The organism is Pseudomonas sp. H1_D05 (assembly GCF_054682705.1).
Genome location: NZ_CP162825.1, coordinates 6310879 through 6329762 on the forward strand (window position 1 = coordinate 6310879; position 18884 = coordinate 6329762).

The 18884-nt window shown below is 61.0% G+C and carries 20 protein-coding genes; 12 read left to right on the top strand and 8 right to left on the bottom strand.

Annotated elements, in window-relative coordinates; all coding sequences use genetic code 11:
* Window positions 1-34: 34 nt before the first annotated feature.
* Together leuD and leuC are read right to left on the bottom strand one after the other, a co-directional pair.
* Window positions 35-649 carry a 3-isopropylmalate dehydratase small subunit gene (gene leuD / locus AB4O11_RS28340; RefSeq protein ID WP_116256565.1) on the bottom strand — a complete coding sequence of 205 codons (615 nt, stop codon included), beginning with the start codon at window positions 647-649 and terminating at the stop codon, window positions 35-37.
* Window positions 646-2064: a 3-isopropylmalate dehydratase large subunit gene (gene leuC, locus AB4O11_RS28345; protein WP_460129626.1), complete on the bottom strand. Its 1419-nt coding sequence runs from the start codon at window positions 2062-2064 to the stop codon at window positions 646-648. The genes leuD and leuC overlap by 4 nt, the downstream gene beginning before the upstream one ends.
* A 404-nt stretch (window positions 2065-2468) precedes the next feature.
* Here leuC and AB4O11_RS28350 point away from each other — a divergent pair, with 404 nt between their 5' ends.
* From AB4O11_RS28350 to AB4O11_RS28385, 8 genes are read left to right on the top strand one after another with little or no spacing between them, the layout of a single operon-like run.
* Window positions 2469-3668, top strand: a complete 1200-nt coding sequence (locus AB4O11_RS28350; protein ID WP_460129629.1) for a PepSY-associated TM helix domain-containing protein — start codon at window positions 2469-2471, stop codon at window positions 3666-3668.
* Window positions 3665-4207, top strand: a complete 543-nt coding sequence (locus AB4O11_RS28355; protein WP_460129632.1) for a thiamine pyrophosphate-binding protein — start codon at window positions 3665-3667, stop codon at window positions 4205-4207. Before AB4O11_RS28350 ends, AB4O11_RS28355 begins: the two co-directional genes overlap by 4 nt.
* Window positions 4204-4545 (top strand): hypothetical protein, encoded by a 342-nt coding sequence (locus tag AB4O11_RS28360; protein ID WP_460129634.1) that lies wholly within the window; start codon window positions 4204-4206, stop codon window positions 4543-4545. The genes AB4O11_RS28355 and AB4O11_RS28360 overlap by 4 nt, the downstream gene beginning before the upstream one ends.
* Entirely contained in the window at window positions 4542-5117 is a 576-nt protein-coding gene (locus AB4O11_RS28365; protein WP_093435030.1) for a DUF6162 family protein, read from the top strand. Before AB4O11_RS28360 ends, AB4O11_RS28365 begins: the two co-directional genes overlap by 4 nt.
* 35 nt (window positions 5118-5152) lie before the next feature.
* Window positions 5153-6082 (top strand): metal ABC transporter substrate-binding protein, encoded by a 930-nt coding sequence (locus AB4O11_RS28370; RefSeq protein ID WP_460129637.1) that lies wholly within the window; start codon window positions 5153-5155, stop codon window positions 6080-6082.
* Window positions 6079-6924 carry a metal ABC transporter ATP-binding protein gene (locus tag AB4O11_RS28375; protein WP_460129640.1) on the top strand — a complete coding sequence of 282 codons (846 nt, stop codon included), beginning with the start codon at window positions 6079-6081 and terminating at the stop codon, window positions 6922-6924. Before AB4O11_RS28370 ends, AB4O11_RS28375 begins: the two co-directional genes overlap by 4 nt.
* Window positions 6924-7823, top strand: coding sequence for a metal ABC transporter permease (locus AB4O11_RS28380; RefSeq protein WP_007917717.1), 900 nt, complete (start codon window positions 6924-6926; stop codon window positions 7821-7823). Before AB4O11_RS28375 ends, AB4O11_RS28380 begins: the two co-directional genes overlap by 1 nt.
* A complete protein-coding gene (locus AB4O11_RS28385) occupies window positions 7824-8729 on the top strand; it encodes a metal ABC transporter substrate-binding protein (protein WP_460129643.1) in 906 nt (301 codons plus the stop codon).
* A gap of 186 nt (window positions 8730-8915) precedes the next feature.
* Here the strand turns inward: AB4O11_RS28385 and AB4O11_RS28390 are convergent, their stop codons facing one another.
* The 5 genes from AB4O11_RS28390 to AB4O11_RS28410 all read right to left on the bottom strand — a co-directional run bounded on the left by AB4O11_RS28390 (window position 8916) and on the right by AB4O11_RS28410 (window position 13483).
* A complete protein-coding gene (locus AB4O11_RS28390) occupies window positions 8916-9140 on the bottom strand; it encodes an MbtH family protein (RefSeq protein ID WP_186620653.1) in 225 nt (74 codons plus the stop codon).
* Between the two features lie 83 nt (window positions 9141-9223).
* Window positions 9224-10636: a diaminobutyrate--2-oxoglutarate transaminase gene (locus AB4O11_RS28395; protein ID WP_460129647.1), complete on the bottom strand. Its 1413-nt coding sequence runs from the start codon at window positions 10634-10636 to the stop codon at window positions 9224-9226.
* Between the two features lie 142 nt (window positions 10637-10778).
* Window positions 10779-11264, bottom strand: coding sequence for a GNAT family N-acetyltransferase (locus AB4O11_RS28400; RefSeq protein ID WP_093435041.1), 486 nt, complete (start codon window positions 11262-11264; stop codon window positions 10779-10781).
* Window positions 11265-11480: 216 nt separating this feature from the next.
* Complete coding sequence (locus tag AB4O11_RS28405) at window positions 11481-12803, bottom strand: ATP-binding protein (protein ID WP_460129650.1); 1323 nt, start codon at window positions 12801-12803, stop codon at window positions 11481-11483.
* Entirely contained in the window at window positions 12803-13483 is a 681-nt protein-coding gene (locus tag AB4O11_RS28410; RefSeq protein WP_034155191.1) for a response regulator, read from the bottom strand. Before AB4O11_RS28410 ends, AB4O11_RS28405 begins: the two co-directional genes overlap by 1 nt.
* 246 nt (window positions 13484-13729) lie before the next feature.
* Between AB4O11_RS28410 and AB4O11_RS28415 the strand changes: the two genes are divergently transcribed.
* The 4 genes from AB4O11_RS28415 (at window position 13730) to dsbG (ending at window position 17880) form a co-directional block, all read left to right on the top strand.
* Window positions 13730-14422 (top strand): hypothetical protein, encoded by a 693-nt coding sequence (locus AB4O11_RS28415; protein WP_093435045.1) that lies wholly within the window; start codon window positions 13730-13732, stop codon window positions 14420-14422.
* 97 nt (window positions 14423-14519) lie between these two features.
* A complete protein-coding gene (gene dsbD, locus AB4O11_RS28420; protein WP_460129654.1) occupies window positions 14520-16253 on the top strand; it encodes a protein-disulfide reductase DsbD in 1734 nt (577 codons plus the stop codon).
* Complete coding sequence (locus AB4O11_RS28425) at window positions 16253-17134, top strand: prolipoprotein diacylglyceryl transferase family protein (RefSeq protein ID WP_460129657.1); 882 nt, start codon at window positions 16253-16255, stop codon at window positions 17132-17134. Before dsbD ends, AB4O11_RS28425 begins: the two co-directional genes overlap by 1 nt.
* Complete coding sequence (gene dsbG / locus AB4O11_RS28430; RefSeq protein WP_460129660.1) at window positions 17110-17880, top strand: thiol:disulfide interchange protein DsbG; 771 nt, start codon at window positions 17110-17112, stop codon at window positions 17878-17880. The genes AB4O11_RS28425 and dsbG overlap by 25 nt, the downstream gene beginning before the upstream one ends.
* A 151-nt stretch (window positions 17881-18031) precedes the next feature.
* Here the strand turns inward: dsbG and AB4O11_RS28435 are convergent, their stop codons facing one another.
* Window positions 18032-18847 carry an alpha/beta fold hydrolase gene (locus tag AB4O11_RS28435; RefSeq protein ID WP_460129662.1) on the bottom strand — a complete coding sequence of 272 codons (816 nt, stop codon included), beginning with the start codon at window positions 18845-18847 and terminating at the stop codon, window positions 18032-18034.
* Window positions 18848-18884 lie beyond the last annotated feature (37 nt).

Below are 18884 nucleotides of genomic sequence, written 5' to 3' on the forward strand. Positions count from 1 at the left end.
AGCAGGCTCGCTCCCACAAGGGATCAGCGGTGGGTCAGGACAGCCAAGGGTTGTTGGCCAAATGCTCGCGCTCGAAGATCTTGATCTGTTCGCGCCGTTGCAGGGTGCTGCCGATGGCATCCAGGCCGAGCAGCAGTGCGGTTTTGCGCAGGGTATCAATCTGGAACTCGATCACCGTGCCATCCGCCAGACTGATCTGCTGAGCCTGCAGATCAATAGCGATCCGCGCCGTTTCAGGCTCACTGACAAGTTGTCCGATGCGTTGCACCTGCGCCTCCTCCAGCGTGATCAACAACACCCCGTTACGCTGGCAATTGTCGTAGAAGATCCCGGCAAAACTGCTGCCGATCAACGCGCGGATGCCCATCTGCTGCAAGCCCCAAACCGCATGTTCGCGGCTGGAACCGCAGCCAAAATTCGCTCCGACTACTAGAAAACTCGCGCCCTGCCATGTCGGTTTGTTCAACACAAAATCGGGATCGGGGCTGCCATCGCGTAGAAACCGCAGATCGAAAAACAGCCCGCGATCGAGTCCTTGGCGATCAATGCCTTTGAGGAATTGCTTGGGCATGATCACGTCCGTGTCGACGTTGGCCGCCAGTAACGGTGCGGCCCGACCGCTGACGTGGGTGAAGGGTTGCAGGCTCATGGGCGTTCTCCAAATTGGCGAATATCGGTGAGTCGACCGCAGATCGCAGCGGCGGCGACCATGGCCGGGCTCATCAAATGAGTACGCGCACCGGCGCCCTGACGGCCTTCGAAATTGCGGTTGGTACTCGACGCGCAGCGGTCGCCGGGCGCGAGTACGTCGTCGTTCATCGCCAGGCACATCGAGCAGCCGGACTGACGCCATTCAAAACCGGCATCGATAAAGATCTGCGCCAACCCTTCGACCTCGGCCTGAGCGCGAACTTCGCTGGAGCCGGGGACGATCATCGCCCGCACATGTCCGGCCACTTGCTGACCGCGCACGACGCTGGCGGCATCGCGCAGGTCTTCTATCCGCGCGTTGGTGCACGAGCCGATAAAGGCGTGGCTGATAACAATGTCGCTGAGCGCCATACCCGCTTCGAGGCCCATGTAACTGAGGGCGCGACGCATGTCCTGACGCAGGACCGGATCGCTGATCGCTTGCGGATCCGACACCCGCGCACCGATTGCAGCGGCCTGATCGGGGCTGGTGCCCCAGGTGACCATCGGTTCCAGGACGCTGGCGTCGAGGTGAATCTCGCGGTCAAACCGCGCACCGGGATCACTGCGCAGTTCGCGCCACTTCTTCACGCCTTGTTCCCATAGCTCTCCTTGCGGCGTTCGCGGCTTGCCCTTGAGATAGGCGAAGACTTTGTCATCCGGGGCCATGAATGCGCCGCGCGCTCCAGCCTCGACGGCCATGTTGCAAATGGTCATGCGCGCTTCAACGCTGAGGGCATCAATGGTCGAGCCGCAGAGTTCGATCGCGTAACCGCTGGCTCCGGAAGCACCGATGCGGCCGATCAGGGCCATGATCACGTCTTTCGAGGTCAAACCCGGCGCCAACTCGCCGTCGACGGTCACGCGCAGGCTTTTCAGTCGTTTGTAGACCAGCGTCTGCGAAGCCAGCAGGTGTTCGATCTCGGAGGTGCCGATGCCGAAACCGAAAGCACCGAGTGCGCCATAAGTGGTGGTGTGGCTGTCGCCAGCGGCAATGACCATACCGGGCAGAATAAAGCCCTGCTCGGGGGCGATAACGTGTTCGATGCCCTGACGCTTGTCGAGGATGTCCAGCAACTCGATGCCGAAGTCCCGGCAGTTCTCCGCCAGATACGACACTTGCCGCGCGCCGCCGGCGTCGGGCATTGCTGCGATGCGCACAGGCGTGGTCGGGTTGACGTGATCGACCACCGCCAGCGCCGTGCCCGGCCGCCAGACATCGCGCCCGGCCGCGCGCAAACCGCTGAAAGCCTGCGGGCTGGTGTATTCGTTGATCACCTGACGATCGATATACAACAGGACATGACCCTGATCGTCGAGGCGGCATACCGTGTGCGAATCGATGTGTTTGTCATAGAGGGTTCTGGCGGTCATCAAGGCGCTCACTCAGGGAAATCAGGTGATCCCCATCATAGGGAGCGCGGGTCGGCCATCAATTGGCAGACAGTGATGGCGTCATCCATGAATCGTGTTTGATCTGCCGATCAGCGAGACCCTGTGGGAGCGAGCCTGCTCGCGAATGCGGTGGATCAGGCAACGGATGAAGTGACTGACCCGGCGCTTTCGCGAGCAGGCTCGCTCCCACAAAGGGATTTGTGGTGAGCGGGGAATTGGGAAACATTTGCTTTCATATCACCTTTCGGGATTTGTCCCGCTCATTCGTCCTATAGAGATGCAGGCCGTTCGCGTAGGCAAAAGCCACGTTCGGTCTTTCGGGGTCTGCCGTGCTGCGAAGCCCGTAGCCACGCGCCCTTTCACCGCTATCAAGACGCGCAATCATGTCGAAGAAATCCCGCTCCAAACTGTGGTTCCTCGTTCATAGCTGGCTGGCGTTACCGATCTGGTTCTTTGTCCTGATCGTCTGTGTCACCGGCACGCTGGCGGTGGTCAGCCAGGAAATCGTCTGGCTGGCCAACCCGCAGATGCGCGCCAGCCAGCCTGCGGACGATGCGCCGCTGCTCAGCTATGACCAGATCATGGCAGCGATCAAAACAGCCGAACCACAGACCATCGTTGAAAGCATCAGTCGTCCCGACGAATCCCACTTCGCCCTCGACGTTGCGGTCAGCTATCCGGACGGTCGTTCGCAGACGGTCTACGTCAATCCTTACACCGGGGTGATTCAGGGCCCTGCCCCGACGTTCGATTTCAAGGCCTTCACCCGCGCCCTGCATGGCTGGTGGCTGGTGCCGTTCACCAACGGTTTCAGTTGGGGCTGGTATCTGGTGTCGTTCCTCGGCGTGCCGATGCTGGTGTCGCTGATCACAGGCCTGGTGGTCTACAAGCGCTTCTGGAAAGGTTTTCTGCGTCCGACCCTGCGCGTGCGTCACGGCGCGCGGATCTTCTGGGGTGACTTCCACCGCTTGTGCGGTATCTGGTCGATCTGGTTCATTGCGGTGATTTCCATCACCGGGATCTGGTTTCTGATTCGGGCGATTCTGTTCGACAACCAGATCGCCATTTCCAGCGAGCCGATCATTCCGGCCATGTCCCGCGAGAGCGTGCCGATCTCTGCCACCGGCACACCGCCGCCACGGATCAGCCTGGACCGTGCCGTCGAGCTCGCGCAAGAGAAGATTCCGGGGCTGGAAGCCAGCTTCGTCAGCCTGCCGGGCAATGCCTACAGCCACATGAGCGTCGGTGGGCGCGGCTGGTATCCGTTGATGTTCCAGACCGCCACGCTCAATCCGTACAACGGCGACATCGCCGCTTCACGGCTTCTGTCCGATCGTTCGTCGCTGGAGTTCGTCACCGAGTCCATGCGGCCACTGCACACCGGCGACTTCGGCGGCATCTGGATCAAGCTGATCTGGTTCTTCTTCGGTTTGATCCTGAGCATGATGATCCTCAGCGGCTTGTTGATCTGGACCAAACGCACTGCGCTGGCCACCGCCAACGCGTTGAAGCGCGAAGACAAGAAACACCGCCTCAAGGCACAACCGGCGATGAGCCGTGAAACCTCGGAGGCCAGCCTGTGAGCAGATCCATCACCAAGGCACAGCCTTCTCGACTCGCGCGTTTCTGGCACAAATGGCGCTTCCACATCAATGTCCTGCTGCTGTTGATCCCGCTGGGGTTCATGCCCAAATACTTCGCCGACGCCTCTCTGTTTCGCGGTGACAGCGGGCTGGGCCAACATGAAATCGGCAATATCCAGGTTGGCCCGTGGAGCCTGCGCCTGGCCGAACTGCGCAACGAAGCGCCGGTGCTCACTGGCCCGGCCGGCTACATGAAAGACTTCAGCGCGGCCCTGTGCGATGCCTGTGTCGAGCAGGTCAAGGCCACCTACCTGCGCATCGGCAAGCCACGCAGCCTGCGCGCCGCCGGTACGATTTTCTTCGGCACGCCTTACCGCATGGGCACGCAGATGCCGATCCCGGAGAAGACCAGACCCGACGCCGAACTGTGGATCACCATGGAAGGCTGGGACGGCAGCATGCATCAGGCTTCGATTCCCCTGAGTCAGGCCTCCCCCGCCACCTTCGCCTGGCTGAACAAACAAGGAGTCAAACCATGACGTGTTCCCAACGCTCTTCCCGCCTGCGCCTGAAGGCCGTGCTGCTGGTGCTGTGCGCCGGTTTCAGCGTCAGTGCGCTGGCCCACAATCCGATGTGCGAATGCACCGCCATCGACGCCGAACAGATCAAATGCACCGGCGGGTTCTCCGACGGCAGCGGCGCGCCGGGGGTGACCCTCGATGTGATCGGTTACGACGAAACCATTCTGGTGCCGGGCAAGCTCGGCGCCGATTCCACACTGACGTTCAAGAAACCCGGCAGCGAATTTTACGTGCTGTTCGACGCGGGCCCGGGCCATGTGGTGGAAATCGACCAAGCGGATATCGAAGCCCCATGAGTACGCCCACCAGCCAAATCGTGCGCCCGGCCGGTGCCGGTCATGAAACCCTCAATGTGCTGCTGTTGTGCCTGTTGATCCTCGCGGTCGCCGGTTCCGTGGTCGCGTGGCGCGGGGTTTCCCATGAGCCCGAGCCAGTGGCGACTCACCAGCTCGACGCACGCCGCGACCTCAGTGCTGCCGAGCAAGGCATCTATGCCGACCTGCGGGTGACCCTCGATGAAATCCGCTTGCTGCGCGAGGAACAACAAGCCCTGCCGACGCCGCAGAATCTGGCCGACGAAGGGTTTGCGCCATTTGCCCAGGATGCGAGTTCGGTCAGCCGCGGTGGTCATGCCTGGCAATTGCTGGCGGACGCCGCGTATTTCGGCCAAAGCCAGAATCCGGCCGTCGCCGGTTCGTTTGTGATGCTGCTCAGCGCCGACGACAAGGCTGCGCCGGACATCTGGCTCAGCCGCGATGCTGCCGCTCAGGCCCCGGCGCAACTCACTGCGGCGGCGCTGTCCGCTGCTGGCTGGAAACAGATCGTCGCGCAATACGATGCCGGGGTTACCCGCGAACATCGCCATTGATTCCTCGCCCTCCTCCGAGAGAAGACCGCTTGCCCATGTCTATTTCATCGCCACGCCGTCCATTGTTACGCCTCTTTTTATTGGGCCTGTGTGCCTGCCTGCTGAGCCCGTTGGCCAGTGCCGATCAGGCCAAACGCCTGCGCATCGGCATCACCCTGCACCCTTACTACAGCTATGTGGCCAACATCGTCGGCGACAAGGCCGAGGTGGTGCCACTGATCCCGGCCGGTTTCAACCCGCATGCCTACGAGCCACGGGCCGAAGACATCAAACGCATCAGCGGGCTGGATGTGATCGTGCTCAACGGCGTTGGCCATGACGACTTCGCCGACCGCATGATCGCCGCCAGCGAAACGCCAAACATCAAAACCATCGAAGCCAACGAAAACGTGCCGTTGCTGGCGGCCACCGGGGTTGCCGCGCGCGGGGCCGGCAAAGTGGTGAACCCGCACACGTTCCTGTCGATCAGCGCTTCCATTGCCCAGGTCAACAACATTGCCCGCGAACTGGGCAAACTCGATCCAGACAACGCCAAGACCTACACCCAGAACTCCCGCGCCTACGGCAAACGCCTGCGGCAGATGCGTGCCGACGCCCTGGCAAAACTGACGCAAGCGCCGAACGCGGAACTGCGCGTGGCCACGGTGCACGCGGCTTACGACTATCTGCTGCGTGAGTTCGGCCTGGAAGTGACCGCCGTGGTCGAGCCGGCCCACGGTATCGAGCCGAGCCCAAGCCAGTTGAAGAAGACCATTGACCAGTTGCGTGAACTGGACGTGAAAGTGATCTTCTCGGAGATGGATTTCCCGTCCACTTACGTCGACACCATTCAGCGTGAATCCGGCGTGAAACTGTACCCGCTGTCGCACATTTCCTACGGCGAATACACCGCCGACAAGTACGAAAAGGAAATGACCGGCAACCTCAACACCGTGGTGCGGGCGATTCAGGAGTCTGGCGCATGACTTCCAGAGAAACGATCTCGACCGAATTCGAATCCCCTGTGGGAGCGAGCTTGCTCGCGAAGGCGCCAGGTCAGCCAACATCTTTATCGAATGACACACCGCATTCGCGAGCAAGCTCGCTCCCACAGGTTTCGGGGCCGACTTTGGATTTTGCGGAGGTTTGTCTGACGCTGGGGCGCACGACGATTTTGGATAACGTCACCTTCCAGGTGCAGCCCGGCAGCGTACATGCTCTGGTCGGCCCCAACGGTGGCGGCAAGAGTTCGCTGATCAAGACCCTGCTCGGACAAATGCCCCATCAGGGCCAGCTCAGCCTGCAATGGCCCGGCGAACCCGGCACCATCGGTTATGTACCGCAGGCGCTGGAATTCGATCGCGGTCTGCCGATGACCGTCGACGATTTCATGGCTGCCATGTGCCAGCGGCGACCGGCGTTTCTCGGTTTGAGCAAGCGTTACGCCGGCGCGATTGGTGAAGCGCTGGAACGCGTCGGCATGCAAGACAAACGCAAGCGCCGCATGGGTGCGCTGTCTGGCGGTGAGCGACAGCGGGTGCTGCTCGCCCAAGGGCTGATCCCGGCGCCGCAATTGCTGGTGCTGGATGAGCCGATGTCGGCCCTCGATGAAGCCGGGATTCAGGTATTCGAACGTCTGCTCGGCGATTGGCGTGCAGCGGGCATCACCGTGCTGTGGATCGAGCACGATCTGGAAGCGGTTGGGCGTCTGGCCAGCCGTGTCACGGGTCTAAACCGCCGCATGCTGTTTGATGCCTCACCGCAAGAGGCGCTGACCCCGGAACGTCTGCTGACCTTGTTCTCGACCCATCCACGGAGCGCTGCCTGATGAGTTACGAAGCCTTTCGTTTGATGGTGCAAGGCTGGGCCTCGTCCGGGTATCTGCCGGAAGCGCTGGCCTACGGTTTCGTGGTCAATGCGTTGCTTGCCGGCTTGCTGATCGGCCCGGTGCTCGGCGGCCTCGGCACGCTGGTGGTGGTCAAGCGCTTCGCGTTCTTCTCCGAAGCGGTGGGCCATGCGGCACTCACCGGTGTAGCCATCGGCATTCTGCTCGGCGAACCTTACACCGGGCCCTACGGCAGCCTGTTCGGCTACTGCCTGCTGTTCGGCATCCTGCTCAATTACCTGCGCAACCGTACCGGTCTGGCACCGGACACTTTGATCGGCGTATTCCTCTCGGTGTCACTGGCACTGGGCGCGAGTCTGCTACTGATTCTCGCGGGCAAGATCAACGTGCACATTCTCGAGAACGTGCTGTTCGGTTCGGTACTCACGGTTAACGGCAACGATCTGGCGGTATTGGCCATCGTCGGTTCGCTGGTCATGGCGTTGGCCCTGCCGCTGTACAACCGCATCATGCTCGCCAGTTTCAACCCGCAACTGGCGGCGGTGCGCGGGGTGGCGGTGAAGACTCTGGATTATCTGTTCGTGATTCTGGTGACGCTGATCACCGTCGCAGCGGTGAAAGTCATCGGCGCGATTCTGGTCGGCGCGCTGCTGGTGATTCCAGCGGCGGCGGCACGTTTGCTCAGCCAGTCGCTCAAGGGCTTCTTCTGGTGCTCGGTGTTGATCGCCACGGTCAGCACACTGTGCGGGATCCTCGCGCCGATCGTGTTTGATCTGCCGATTCCGTCCGGCGCCGCGATCATTCTGGTCGCCGGCATTGCCTTCGCCCTCGCCGCCATTGCGCGCGGGGTTGTCCCGAGTCTGAAAGGGAATCTTGGATAAATGACTTTTTCACTGCGCAAACTGACCTTGGCCATGACCTTGTGCGGCGTGGTCTGCTCGCCTTTGATGGCGGCCGAAAAAGCTAAGCCGCTGCAGGTACTGGCCTCATTGCCCATCACCTTTGGCTTGGCAGAAGCGCTGCTCAAGGGCACTGATGTCAATCTCGAACGCGCGGCGCCAGCGAACCTGCCGGGCAGCCGTCAGAGTGCCTACTTTACGGGGCGTGGAGCTCCGGCCCTGAGCAAACTGGCAACCGGTGCCGATGCCGTCATTGGCGTGCGCTCGCTGTGGCCAGATGACCAGTTGTACCCGATCGCTCGCCGCAGCAACATCCGCATCGTTGAAGTCGATGCGGCGCGCCCGGTCGACGGCGCCCTCCCGGGCATTGCCGTACAACCGGATCTGAAGGTTGATGGCTTGAACAGTCAGCCATGGCTGGCCAGCAACAACATGGGGCGCATGGCGGATGTGATGGCGGCGGATCTGGTGCGCTTGGCACCGGGCGCCAAGCCTGCGATCGAGGCGAATCTGGCGACGTTGAAGCAGCGTTTGCTGAAGCTCAGCGCCGACAGCGAGGCGCGGTTGGCGAGTGCCGACAATCTGAGTGTGATGAGTTTGAGTGATCACTTTGGTTATCTGATCGGTAGTCTGAATCTGGAGCTGGTTGGCCAGGATCCACGCCCTGATGCGGAATGGACGCCGCAGGATCTGAAAAAACTGACGGCGACGCTCAAGGACAATGATGTCGCGGTGGTCCTGCATCATCGACAGCCATCGGACGCGGTGAAAGCGGCAATTGCCGAGTCGGGCAGTCATCTGGTGGTTTTGAGCACCGATGCGGCGGATCCGGTGGCGGAGCTGGAAGGCAATGTTGATTTGCTGCTCAAAGGGCTGAGCGGAGCTTAGTTTTAGCCGAAACCGCGTTATCGTTCTTCGCGAGCAAGCTCGCTCCCACATTGGATCTGTGTCGTTCACAACTCACCTGTGGGAGCGAGCTTGCTCGCGAAGAGGCCTGACCTGACAACACAAACTCCAGCCATGAAAAAACCCGCTGACTGTTTCCAGTCCAGCGGGTTCTTTTTGCCCGGCCGCTTATTGCGCGGCGGTCTGGGCTTCCATCTTCTGACGCAAACTCAGCGGACGCATGTCGGTCCAGACTTCTTCGATATAGGCCAGGCATTCCTTTTTCAGGCCGCTCTTGCCCACGGTGCGCCAGCCTTGCGGCACGGCTTTGTAGTCCGGCCAGATCGAGTATTGCTCTTCGTGGTTGACCACGACCTGAAAGAGGATGTCCTCGCGGTCGAATACTGACGTCATGCTGGTTCTCCATCGTTATAAGGGTGGGCTGCACGCTGAGTGCAGCCGGGTATGTAGAAAGAACGTTCGGCGCGGCGAAAAATTTACAGCGCAGCGGTGGCAGCGGCCAAAGCACGGCCAAAAATTTCCGCGACACGGTCGATTTCGGCGGCAGTGATCACCAGCGGCGGCAGGAAACGTACTACTGCGCCATGGCGACCGCCCAGCTCCAGAATCAGCCCACGCTTGAGGCATTCACGCTGGACCAGCGGCGCCAGTCGTGCGAACGCCGGCGGATGACCGAGCGCATCCGGTGGGCCGTTCGGCTCGACCAGCTCGACGCCGAGCATCAGGCCGCGACCACGAATGTCGCCCAGTTGCGGGAAGTCCCGTTGCAGGATGTGCAGGTGCTCGCTGAGGCGCTCGCCCATGGCAGCAGCGTGTTCGCAGACCTTGTGCTCAACCAGATAACGCATCACCGCAGAACCTGCCGCCATGGCCATTTGATTGCCACGGAAGGTGCCGGCGTGCGCGCCCGGCTGCCAGGTGTCGAGCCAATCTCGATAGACCACCACGGCCAACGGCAGGCTGCCGCCGATGGCTTTGGACAACACCACCACATCCGGGGTGATACCGGCGTGTTCGAAGGCAAACATCTTGCCGGTGCGGGCGAAACCGCTCTGGATCTCGTCGACGATCAACGCCACGCCGGCCTTTTCGGTGATCCGGCGCAAGCCGCGCAGCCACTCGATGTCCGCCGGAATCACACCGCCCTCGCCCTGCACCGCTTCGACGATCACCGCTGCGGGCAGTTGCACGCCGGCTTCCGGGTCGTTGAGCAAGTTTTCCAGATAGCTCAGGTTGGCCTTCACACCCGCCGCGCCACCGAGGCCGAACGGGCAACGGTAGTCATACGGGAACGGCATGAACTGCACGCCATTGCTGAGCAACGCACCCAGCGGTTTTTTCGGCCCCAGGCTGCCCATCAGGCTCAACGCGCCCTGGCTCATACCGTGATAACCACCGGAGAACGACAGCACGGTGCTGCGCCCGGTCGCCGTGCGTACCAGCTTCAATGCCGCTTCCACCGCATCGGTGCCGGTCGGGCCGCAGAACTGGATTTTCGCTTGCGCCGCCAGGGCGGGCGGCAGCAGGCCGAACAGGTCCTGGACGAACTGATCCTTGACCGGCGTGGTCAGGTCGAGGGTATGCAATGGCAATTCATCGGCCAGTACCTGCTGGATTGCTTCGATCACCACCGGGTGGTTATGCCCCAGCGCCAGCGTGCCGGCCCCGGCGAGGCAGTCGATGAACGTGCGCCCTTCAACGTCTTCGACATACAGGCCTTTGGCGCGCTTCAGTGCCAATGGAATGCGTCGTGGATAGCTGCGCGCGTTGGACTCCTGCCGGGCCTGACGAGCCAGCAATGGCGATTCGTTGAACTGGTACAGCGTTTCGGCCGGCGCCGAGGTAACCCGGGCCGACGACTCTTCGATAAGGCTGGTGGCGACTGACATCTCTCGACCCCTCAATTGGCTATGGATAGTGACCAAAACAGCACACCGGACAGGTGCGCATTCCAATCGCGGAGCGCACTTGCAGGTTTTCCTGTTCTGGAAACGCTTAAGGGGCCTGAGGATTTAGCCCGTGATCGTGTTGTCAGGCCGGCGCTGCCAACGACTTGTGCATGGGCAGGGTCTGCACGCCTTGGTATTCGACGGGCGGCGCTGACTCGCGATAGCCCAGACGGCGATAAAAAGCACGGCCGGTGCGCGTGCTGTTGAGATTCGCTTGAGCAACGTCGCGAACCCGCAACCAGCCTTCCAGATCGTGCATCAACGCGCGCCCGACGCCCCGGCGAAAGGATTCTGGCTGCACGTAACACAGGGAAATGTCACCACTGGCCTGTGCCATACCGACACCGACCGGTTTGTCCGCCAGTAAAGCCATGCATAAATAGAAGTGCGGGTCGGCGAGGCGGGCGCTGATGAAGTCGGCGGATTGCTGAGTGATCCAGGTGCTGACCCGTATCGGATCGTTACGGTGGTCGAGCGCACAACCGATACGGATCGAACGTTCGATGATGCGGCTGATGATGCCGGCGTCGGCCAGTGTGGCGGGACGAATGCAGATGGGTGCTTCCATGGCGCAATTCCCTCAATCCATTGAGTCAAAGCTGCGCTGACCTTACCCCCCACCCCTGCCGGATAGCGAATGTCGAAAAGTTACATTTGATGTTCCAACCCATCCGCCCTTGTGGGAGCGAGCCTGCTCGCGAACGCGTTTTGTCAGCCACTTGGATGCTGACTGTGCCGCCGTCTTCGCGAGCAGGCTCGCTCCCACAGGGGATTTGTGGTCAGGTCAGACAGGTTGCAATGGCATGGTCAGCTCGACGCGCAGGCCATCCGGGCGGCTGTCGAAATGCAGGGCGCAGTCGCAGCGCTGAACGATCGCCTGGACAATCGCCAGGCCAAGGCCGCAACCGGTGCTCTGGCCGTTGCGCCAGAAGCGTTGGGTCAGGTGTTGCAGATCATCCGGTGCAATGCCCGGGCCATGATCACGCACGACAAACCGCACGCGGTTGCCAATGGTTTCCAGACTCAGTTCGACTGCGCAGTCCTCAGGGGTATGGCGCAAGGCGTTGTCGAGCAGATTGCGCAGCGCCGCGATCGACAGCACCGCCGGCATGTGCAGCGGTACAGCGCTAAGCCCGGCCGGCAGTTGCAGTTTGATGCGCTGGTGCTCGCCACCGGTGGCGTCCTGGATCGCCAGGCGTGCCACTTGCTCGGCGCTGCACTGCGAACCGTCATCGAACGACAGGCTGCCCTCGACCCGCGCCAGCAACAACAACTGTTCGAGGGTGCGATGCAAGCGATCGGCGCCCTCCTCGGCCCGCGCCAGCGACTGATCGCGGGCGCTGCCATCGGTCATGCGCGCAACTTGCAGGTGGGTCTTGATCGCCGTCAGCGGGCTGCGCAGTTCATGTGCTGCGTCACCGGTCAGACGGCGCTCACGCTCGATGGTCTTGCCGATGCGTTGAAACAACTGATTTTGCGTTTCCAGCAGCGGCTTCAATTCGCTGGGGAAGGTCTGGATCTGCAACGGCTCAAGCGAGTCGGCATTGCGCCGCATCAGCGCCTCACGCAGACGGTTGAGCGGCGCCAGCCCCTGGCCGATGCCCAGCCACAACAGGCACAGGCAGCCGAGCAGCGCCACGCCCACCGGCACCGACGCCGCCAGCAGGATCGACATGTTCAGGGCTTCGCGCTCGATCTGCCGGTCGGCCGTGGTGATGCGCACATCGCCCCGGGCCAGGGTGAAACTGCGCCACGGCGCGCCATCGATCATCTGGTCATGGAAGCCCATTTTCTCGGCTTCCAGCGCTTGTTCGGGATTATTGTGACTGCGCGCGAGTATTTCCCCGCGCAACGAGCTGACCTGACAGGCCATGCCGCCGGGGATATTCAGTTGTTCGGCACTGAAATGCGTGCCCTCGCCCTTGCTCGGCAGCGTCGGCAACTGTTCCAGCAGCCCGGCGACCATGCGCGCCGAGGCCACCAGACGCTGGTCGAGAGAGAACATCATCTGATTGCGCAGGTCACTGAGCATCCAGGCCGCCGCCAGCGCCCAGATCAGCGCAAACGCAGCGCCGAGGGTCAGGCTCAGGCGCAGTCGCAGGCTCATCACTTGCCTTGATCTCCACCGTCGGCCGGGCCGAGGCGATAGCCCAGACCGCGCACGGTTTCGACGATGCCTTTGCCCAGTTTGCTGCGCAGGTGATGGATGTGCACGTTCAGCGCGTTGCTTTCCAGTTCATCGTTGAAGCCGTAGACGCTGTCCTTCAATTGCTCGGTGGACAGCACCCGGCCACGATTGTGCAGCAGCGCCTGCAACAGCGATTGCTCGCGGCGCGACAAGTCCACCGGTTGCCCGGCCAGGGTGGTTTCGCGGCTGCTCGGATCGTATGTCAGCGCGCCATGCTCGATCAGGTTGACGCTGCGCCCGGCAACCCGGCGCAACAGGGTTTGCAGGCGGGCGAACAGTTCGCGCAGATCAAACGGCTTGAGCAGGTAATCGTCAGCCCCGGCCTGCAAGCCGTCAACGCGGTCGGTGACCGAGTCACGCGCGGTCAGGATCAGCACTGGAATCTCCAGGCCACTCTGACGCAGTTGTTGCAGCAACTTGAGGCCATCTTCGTCGGGCAGGCCAAGATCGAGCACCATCACGTCGAATTCGGCGACTTTAAGTATCGCGCGGGCCTTCGATGCCGTGTTGACGTGTTCGACGGTCAGGCCTTGGGCACTGAGTCCCGCAACAATACCGCTGGCGATCAGTTCATCGTCTTCGCAAACCAGTACGTGCATGGGTACTCCGGAAACAAAAAGGCGAGTGAAACAGGCGAGGATTAAGGCGCAATTATGGCCGTCACCGACGCATACGGGAAGCCGGGCGCAAAAGCCGGTGCCGCCCGATTGCGCAAACCTATAGTCACGCCGCATTAAAAACTTCTCCCCACGAATAAAGAAACAATTCCTCCCTTTGTAAGACGCCTTCAATCATTTAGTTTTCAGCTGGCGATTACCTACAACTTTTAAAAGGACTTAATGAACATGCCTCAACTAAAAAACTTCGTCGCGATCGATTGGCGCTCCGGCCCCGACCGTATTTATTTCTTCTTCAAGGACAGCGACACCTATTCTCGATTCGATCTCGCTGACAACAAGGTATCCACCAACTACCCCGCCCCGGTTACCGATAGCTGGGACAGCTTTGGTCCTTATGCCAAAGGCTTGCGTTTCGGACTGACAACCACTTCATTCGGCTGGAACACCCCGACCGATGAAGATATTGCCTGGTTGTTCTTCTATCAGGGAACAACACCCGTGGTGTGTAAATACAATCAAGACAAAGACAAGGTCGATGCCTTCTATAAAGTTTCCGATTCAATCTGGAAGCCAATACTGCCCTACTTCGACAAAATCATCGCAGGCACCTGGTTTCAACTAACCGGTCACCCGTTCCTGTTCAGATTCATCCTCAACGATGGGCACTATCTATCGTTTAACTACAAGGCAAAGACCCTGACTTACAAATCCTTCGGGGATCATCAACTTGGCGCGCTGCAACCGTACAAGGACCGGATCATCACGGCAGCGCAAAATGACCGGACTTTTGCCGACAGCTACTGGTACATCTTCCTGACCAACAACCAATACCTGACTTACAACATTCAGTCCGACCGTCTAGTCTCCGGCCCACAAACCATCAATGACGAGAACTGGCCCGGACTGCTGCGCGGCTGATTGGCCGAAGCCGGAGGACCTTGTAGGATACGGTTAATTATCGGTTAATCGCCGCCGCCCATTCTGCGTCTTACTTGCACAGGGACAAGGCTCCTCCATGCGTCATTTTTTTCTTTTGTTTGCTCTGCTGATCTCCAGCCTGGCCCAGGCGGGGAACAATCCATTTGAGTCAAAACCGGAGTTTCTGCCGGTCGACCAGGCATTCGTGCTCACATCCGAACGCCTCGAATCCGGTGAAACGCAGTTGTTCTGGCAAATCACCGACGGTTATTACCTGTATCAGAAACGCCTGAAATTCGACGGACTGAACGCAGCACAGCAGCCGACGCTCCCGGAGGGCGAATCCCACAGCGACGAGTTTTTCGGAGAGCAACCGGTCTATCGCCAAGGGCTGGAAGTGAAAATCCCGGCGGCAGCCACGGGGCAGATCAAGGTCAGCTATCAGGGCTGTGCCGATGCCGGTCTGTGCTATCCGCCGCAAACCCGGGTGATTGACCTGGGCGGCAAAGCAGCGGTGGCCGCAGGCGCAGAAGCACCGGATCAGGCGTTGGCCAGCAGTCTGCAACAACGGGCGCTGGGCTGGAGTCTGCTGGTGTTTTTCGGCCTCGGTCTGTTGCTCGCGTTTACACCTTGCACGTTGCCGATGCTGCCGATTTTGGCCGGCATGGTGGTCGGCAGTGGTGCCACCCCGCGTCGCGGTTTCGCGCTGGCCGGCAGTTACGTGATTTGCATGGCGCTGGTGTATGCGGCGATGGGCGTGATTGCTGCGCTGCTCGGCGCGAACCTGCAGGCCTGGTTGCAGAACCCTTGGCTGCTCGGCACATTCGCCGCAATCTTTGTGGTGCTGGCCTTACCGATGTTTGGCTTCTTTGAATTGCAATTGCCGGTGGCCCTGCGTGATCGTCTTGAACACGCCTCGCGCAGTCGCAACGGTGGCAGCCTGATCGGTGCCGGGGTGCTCGGTGCATTGTCCGGTCTGCTGGTCGGGCCTTGCATGACCGCGCCGCTGGCGGGGGCGTTGCTGTATATCGCGCAGAGCGGCAACGCCCTGCACGGTGGCTTGATCCTGTTCTCGCTGGGCATCGGCATTGGTGTGCCGTTGTTGTTGCTGGTGACCGTGGGCAATCGCTTCCTGCCAAAACCCGGCGCCTGGATGAACCTGCTCAAAGGCGTGTTCGGTTTCCTCTTCCTCGCCACCGCGCTGTTGATGCTGCGCCCGGTGCTGGATGCTTCGTTGTGGCTGGGTCTGTGCGGTGCACTGCTGTTGATCGCCGCGTTCTGCGCCTGGAAACAGTCCGAAGGTTTTGGCCGCGTTGCGCAGTTGTTCGGCGCCAGTTCGTTGCTGCTCGGGTTGTGGGGCAGTCTGCTGGTGATCGGTGCGGCGGGCGGCAGCGATGATCCGTATCAACCGTTGCAGGTCTACAGTGCCGGCCGCGCCGGCACAGCGGCGTCGTCGGCTCACGATGCGTTCACCACGATCAAGGAGCCGGCGGCGCTGCAACGCGAACTCGATGCCGCCAAGGCTCAAGGCCAGTGGGTGCTGCTCGACTACTACGCCGACTGGTGTGTGTCGTGCAAGGTCATGGAGAAGCAGGTGTTCGGCAAGGACAAGGTCATGCAGGCGTTGAGTGATGTACGCCTGCTGCGGCTCGATGTGACTGCCGACAATGCCGCCAGCCGCGAACTGCTCAGCCGCTACAAAGTACCGGGGCCGCCGAGCTTCGTCTGGATCGGCACCGATGGCGAAGAACGCCGCAGCCAGCGCATCACCGGCGAAGTCGACGCCGAGACATTCCTGCAACACTGGACTGCCACCCGAGATGCCCATTAATGCTGACTTTCACCCTCGGCACCTTTGCCATCGCGCTTAACCACCTGCTGCTGATCAGTGCCCTGGCGCTGGCAACCTTTGTCGGCTGGCGGGTGGCCAAGCGTGGCGGTGATAACCCCGAGTCAGCATTGTTCAGCCTGTTTCTGCTGGGCATGCTCGCGGCGCGAATTGCCTTTGTGCTGCTGTACTGGTCGCACTATCGCAATGACCCGTGGCAGATCATCGATTTGCGCGACGGTGGTTTCCTCGCCTGGCCGGGGGTGATCGTGCTGTTGCTGGTCGCCCTGTATCGCGGCTGGCGCCGTCCAGGGCTGCGTCGCCCGTTGGGGTTTGGCGTGGCCAGCGGCCTGGCGTTCTGGCTGTTGGCGACACTGTCGTTGAACCTCTACGAACAAGGCACCCGGCTGCCGGACATCTCCCTGCGCAATGCGGCCGGGGAAACCATTCAGCTCCGTGATTATCAGGGCGGCCCGCTGGTGATCAATCTGTGGGCGACCTGGTGCCCGCCGTGCCGGCGCGAGATGCCGGTGCTGGAAAGCGCTCAGCAACAACGCCCGGATCTGACCTTCCTGTTCGTCAATCAGGCCGAAAGCATGCAGAGCGTGGCGACGTTTCTCGAAACCCAGGGCCTGAGCCTCAATAACGTGCTGTTCGACCGCAGTGGTCGGCTGGGTCAGGCCGTCGGTTCCATGGCATTGCCGACTACGCTGTTCTATAGCCCTGACGGTCGGCTGCTGACCAGCCACCTGGGTGAGCTGTCCAACGCCAGCCTGGCGCGCGCGCTGGAAAACTTCGCCACCCCAACCCCGAATTCGAACCCGGCCACTGCACCGGCCACCTCTGCAAGGAAACTGCCATGCCCCGCCTCCGCCACCTGCTGACGCTGACTCTGGGCACCGCCCTGCTGCACTTGCCGTCGGTGCAGGCTGCAGAAGAACTGCCTGCGGCGATCAAACAGATCGAAGCCAAAGGCGCGAAAATCGTCGGCCAGTTCGCCGCCCCCGATGGCCTGCGCGGGTATGCGGCGCAGTATCAGAATCGCGGCATGGCGCTGTACCTGACCCCGGATGGCAAACACGTGTTGCTGGGCAATCTGTACGACGCCGACGGTAAAGACCTGAGCAGCGAGCCACTGCAAAAACTGGTTTACGCGCCGATGGCCAAGGAAGTCTGGGCCAAGTTCGAAGCGAGCAACTGGATTCAGGACGGCAACAAGGATGCACCGCGCACCGTGTACCTGTTCAGTGACCCGAACTGCCCGTACTGCAACATGTTCTGGGAACAGGCACGGCCATGGGTCAAGGCTGGCAAGGTGCAACTGCGGCACATCATGGTCGGCATCATTCGCGAAGACAGCCCGGGCAAATCGGCCGCGTTGCTGGCGGCGAAAGACCCGGCCAAGGCACTGGAAGATCACGAGAAGGCTGGCAAGGGCAGCTCACTGAAAGCGCTGAAAGATATTCCGGCGGCCGTGCAGACCAAACTGGCGGCCAACATGCAGTTGATGGAAGACCTCGACTTGCAGGCGACGCCGGCGATTTTCTACATGGATGACAAGGGCGAGCTGCAACAGCAACAAGGCGCGCCTTCGCCGGACAAGTTGGTGAAGATTCTCGGGCCTAAATAATTCCGGGTTTGTTGGCGCCTGAAATGACGCCTTCGCGAGCAGGCTCGCTCCCACAGGGATCGAATGTGTTCACAGACTCTGTGTTCAATGCGGTCACTGTGGGAGCGAGCCTGTCTCCGGACGGCGTTCCGACGAAGAACGATTACTCGGTCTAACGGTTGCGCTCGCTGAGGAAGGTAAACAACACCTCGGTGACAAACTGCGGATTCTCCAGATTGGAGATATGCCCCGCTTCCGGCACCAACACCCACGGGCAACCGATCAACTCGGCCATTTCCTTTGCTTCGGACGGCGGTCGCGGCTTGTCCTGATCGCCGCACATTACCAGCGTGGTCGCTGCGTTCAATTCGCCCAGCCGTGGCAACAAATCATCACGGCCAAAGGTGATTCGCCCCATCGGCACGATGCTTTCGCGCAGCCGATCCGAAGAGTACGCCGCCAGTTTCGCGCGAAAATCCTGATACAGCGCCGACTGCGGATCGATGCCCGGACGGAAGAAGATCGGTACGACGATATCCAGTAGTTGCTCGGAGATTTCGCCGGTTTCCTCAATTTGCTTGAACAGCGAAAAGTAATACTGACGGGTGGGTTCAGGTTCGACGCCGACGTAGGTATCCATCAACACCAGACCGTTGATCCGCTGCGGTGCCGACAACGCCAGACGCACGCCCCACATGCCGCCGACCGACAGGCCAACCAGGGTGACGCGGTCGATATCCAGATGATCAAGCAGGGCCTGCGCCTGACGGGCGATGTCGTCCAGGGATGTTGTGCCCTCAGGTAACCGTCCCGATTCGCCATGGCCCCACAAATCCAGTGCAATCACTCGATAGTGCGGCGATAACGCGGCGATCTGCGGCGCCCACATGGCCTGATCCCACAGATAGCTGCCGGCCAGCAAAACTGCCGGACCAGTGCCTTGATCAATGTAATGCAGCGCTTGTCCGTCCACCGTGAAAAAAGGCATCGACCACCCCCGCGACAAAAAAGAGAACCGGCAGACT

What these genes read in the sequence shown, in the direction of transcription:
- leuC (WP_460129626.1), bottom strand. Translation starts at nt 2,064, where the DNA reads ATGACCGCCAGAACCCTCTATGACAAACACATCGATTCGCACACGGTA.
- AB4O11_RS28380 (WP_007917717.1), top strand. Translation starts at nt 6,924, where the DNA reads ATGAGTTACGAAGCCTTTCGTTTGATGGTGCAAGGCTGGGCCTCGTCC.
- AB4O11_RS28390 (WP_186620653.1), bottom strand. Translation starts at nt 9,140, where the DNA reads ATGACGTCAGTATTCGACCGCGAGGACATCCTCTTTCAGGTCGTGGTC.
- AB4O11_RS28375 (WP_460129640.1), top strand. Translation starts at nt 6,079, where the DNA reads ATGACTTCCAGAGAAACGATCTCGACCGAATTCGAATCCCCTGTGGGA.
- AB4O11_RS28405 (WP_460129650.1), bottom strand. Translation starts at nt 12,803, where the DNA reads ATGAGCCTGCGACTGCGCCTGAGCCTGACCCTCGGCGCTGCGTTTGCG.
- leuD (WP_116256565.1), bottom strand. Translation starts at nt 649, where the DNA reads ATGAGCCTGCAACCCTTCACCCACGTCAGCGGTCGGGCCGCACCGTTA.
- AB4O11_RS28425 (WP_460129657.1), top strand. Translation starts at nt 16,253, where the DNA reads ATGCTGACTTTCACCCTCGGCACCTTTGCCATCGCGCTTAACCACCTG.
- AB4O11_RS28360 (WP_460129634.1), top strand. Translation starts at nt 4,204, where the DNA reads ATGACGTGTTCCCAACGCTCTTCCCGCCTGCGCCTGAAGGCCGTGCTG.
- AB4O11_RS28415 (WP_093435045.1), top strand. Translation starts at nt 13,730, where the DNA reads ATGCCTCAACTAAAAAACTTCGTCGCGATCGATTGGCGCTCCGGCCCC.
- AB4O11_RS28350 (WP_460129629.1), top strand. Translation starts at nt 2,469, where the DNA reads ATGTCGAAGAAATCCCGCTCCAAACTGTGGTTCCTCGTTCATAGCTGG.
- AB4O11_RS28370 (WP_460129637.1), top strand. Translation starts at nt 5,153, where the DNA reads ATGTCTATTTCATCGCCACGCCGTCCATTGTTACGCCTCTTTTTATTG.
- AB4O11_RS28385 (WP_460129643.1), top strand. Translation starts at nt 7,824, where the DNA reads ATGACTTTTTCACTGCGCAAACTGACCTTGGCCATGACCTTGTGCGGC.
- AB4O11_RS28400 (WP_093435041.1), bottom strand. Translation starts at nt 11,264, where the DNA reads ATGGAAGCACCCATCTGCATTCGTCCCGCCACACTGGCCGACGCCGGC.
- AB4O11_RS28410 (WP_034155191.1), bottom strand. Translation starts at nt 13,483, where the DNA reads ATGCACGTACTGGTTTGCGAAGACGATGAACTGATCGCCAGCGGTATT.
- AB4O11_RS28435 (WP_460129662.1), bottom strand. Translation starts at nt 18,847, where the DNA reads ATGCCTTTTTTCACGGTGGACGGACAAGCGCTGCATTACATTGATCAA.
- AB4O11_RS28365 (WP_093435030.1), top strand. Translation starts at nt 4,542, where the DNA reads ATGAGTACGCCCACCAGCCAAATCGTGCGCCCGGCCGGTGCCGGTCAT.
- dsbG (WP_460129660.1), top strand. Translation starts at nt 17,110, where the DNA reads ATGCCCCGCCTCCGCCACCTGCTGACGCTGACTCTGGGCACCGCCCTG.
- dsbD (WP_460129654.1), top strand. Translation starts at nt 14,520, where the DNA reads ATGCGTCATTTTTTTCTTTTGTTTGCTCTGCTGATCTCCAGCCTGGCC.
- AB4O11_RS28395 (WP_460129647.1), bottom strand. Translation starts at nt 10,636, where the DNA reads ATGTCAGTCGCCACCAGCCTTATCGAAGAGTCGTCGGCCCGGGTTACC.